The sequence below is a fragment of the Terrabacter sp. P5_B1 genome, assembly GCF_056400505.1.
In genome coordinates this window covers 1-2,184 of record NZ_JBFULD010000483.1, presented here as the reverse complement: position 1 = coordinate 2,184, position 2,184 = coordinate 1, and the positions used below count along the sequence as shown (strand labels likewise).

Here is a 2,184-nt window from a genome sequence, read left to right as displayed (position 1 = left end):
GCGCGAGAGGTCCACGTCCTCGTCGACCTCCACGCCGGTGCCGAGTCGGCCACCGTCTGGACCAACGACCTGACCCATGACTACGTGCACGAGAACTCGGCCTACAGCACATGAGCGACAGCACCGAACCGTCCCCGGCCCGCTTCCCCCCGTCCTTCCCGTCCGCCGGTGAGCCACCCGTCAACGTGCGCGGGCTCATCGACGCGGCCGCGATCCGCGTCGCCGCCGGCAAGGCCGCGACGCTCGTCGAGGCGTTGCCCTGGCTCGAGCGCTTCCGCGGCGCACTCGTCGTCGTCAAGTACGGCGGCAACGCCATGGTCGACGACGCCCTCAAGGCCGCCTTCGCCGAGGACGTCGCCTTCCTTCGGTATGCYGGTCTGCGACCCGTCGTCGTGCACGGCGGCGGCCCACAGATCAAGGCGATGCTCGAGCGGGTGGGCATCGAGAGCGAGTTCAGGGGTGGGCTCCGCGTCACGACGCCCGAGGCCATGGACGTCGTGCGCATGGTGCTGACCGGCCAGGTCGGGCGCGAGCTCGTCGGCCTGCTCAACCAGCACGGGCCCATCGCCGTGGGCCTGTCAGGCGAGGACGCGGCCCTCCTCGGCGCCCGCCGCCGCGGCACCGTCGTCGACGGCGAGGAGGTCGACCTCGGCCTCGTCGGCGACGTCGAGAGCGTGAACCCCTCCGCCATCCTCGACATCCTCGACGCAGGCCGTGTGCCGGTCGTCTCCACCGTGGCCCCCGACCTCGACGTCGACGGCCAGGTCCTCAACGTCAACGCCGACACCGCAGCCGCCGCGATCGCCGTCGCGCTCGGCGCCGAGAAGCTCGTCGTGCTCACCGACGTCGAGGGCATCTACGCCGACTGGCCCGACCGCGGCTCGCTGCTCTCCACGATCACGGTCAGCGCGGCCCGCGAGCTGCTCACCCGGGTCGACCACGGCATGGTGCCCAAGCTCGAGGCGTGCATCCGGGCGGTCGAGGGGGGCGTCCCGCAGACGCACGTGGTCGACGGTCGCAAGCCGCACTCGATCCTGCTGGAGATCTTCACCGACGAGGGGATCGGCACGATGGTGCTGCCCGACATCACCGGCCCCGAGCCGACTCCGCCCCCAGCCCCGACGGCCGCCCCGACGGTCGCTCCGACCCCGACTCCCGAGGAGACCCCATGACGGTGGGCAACGAGCTGCTCGGACGCTATGCCGGCGCGATGGTCCAGGTCTTCGGCACCCCGCAGCTGGTCCTCGCCTCGGGTCACGGCTGCTGGGTCACCGACGTCGATGGCAAGCGCTACCTCGACCTGCTGTCCGGCATAGCCGTGAACGCGCTCGGCCACGGCCACCCCGCGCTCGTCCAGGCGGTCGCCAAGCAGGCCGAGTCGGCGATCCACGTCTCGAACTTCTTCACGTCCGAGCCGGCGATCACCCTCGCCGAGCGGCTGCTGTCGATCGCGGCGGCCCCGAGCGGCTCGGGCGTCTTCTTCGCCAACTCCGGCACCGAGACGACCGAGGCCGCGATCAAGCTCTCGCGCCGCACCGGGCGGACGCGCATCGTGGCCCTGGAGGGGTCCTTCCACGGACGCTCCACCGGGGCCCTCGCCCTGACCCACAAGGCGGCCTACCGCGAGCCCTTCGAGCCGCTCATCCCCGAGGTCGTCTTCGTCCCACCGAACGACGCCGATGCCCTCCGCGCGGCCGTCGACGACTCCACGGCGGCCTTCTTCGTCGAGCCGATCCAGGGCGAGGCCGGGGTGCGCGAGCTGTCGCCTGACTACCTGCGCCTGGCCCGGGAGGTGACGAGCGCCCACGGCGCGCTGCTCGTCGTCGACGAGATCCAGACCGGGATCGGTCGCACCGGTGACTGGTTCGCCCACCAGGCCTCGGGCATCGTGCCCGACGCGATGACCMTCGCCAAGGGTCTCGGCGGCGGGGTGCCGATCGGTGCTCTCGTGACCTTCGGCTCGGACGTCACGGCGATGCTGACGGCGGGCCAGCACGGCACGACGTTCGGCGGCAACCCCCTCGCGTGCGCCGCCGGGCTCGCTGTGCTCGACACCATCGAGCGCGATCACCTGCTCGAGCACGTGCGCCACGTCGGCGCCCTGCTCGACCACGTCGCCATCGACGGCGTGGCCGGCACCCGAGGACGCGGGCTGCTGCGCGCGATCGAGCTGGACGGCATACC

3 protein-coding genes are annotated in these 2,184 nt (G+C 72.2%); all 3 read left to right on the top strand.

The annotated features are described in order from the left end of the window. Positions 1-114: bifunctional ornithine acetyltransferase/N-acetylglutamate synthase (locus AC1DP0_RS21170; RefSeq protein WP_478088418.1), on the top strand; the 114-nt coding region annotated here is incomplete at its 5' end. Next, the gene (gene argB / locus AC1DP0_RS21165; protein ID WP_478088413.1) at positions 111-1,172 is read left to right on the top strand and encodes an acetylglutamate kinase; all 1,062 of its coding nucleotides are present in this window, start codon (positions 111-113) and stop codon (positions 1,170-1,172) included. The genes AC1DP0_RS21170 and argB, both read left to right, overlap by 4 nt. Then, positions 1,169-2,184, top strand: a 1,016-nt coding sequence (locus AC1DP0_RS21160) for an acetylornithine transaminase (RefSeq protein WP_478088411.1), incomplete at its 3' end; no start/stop codon positions are given. The genes argB and AC1DP0_RS21160, both read left to right, overlap by 4 nt.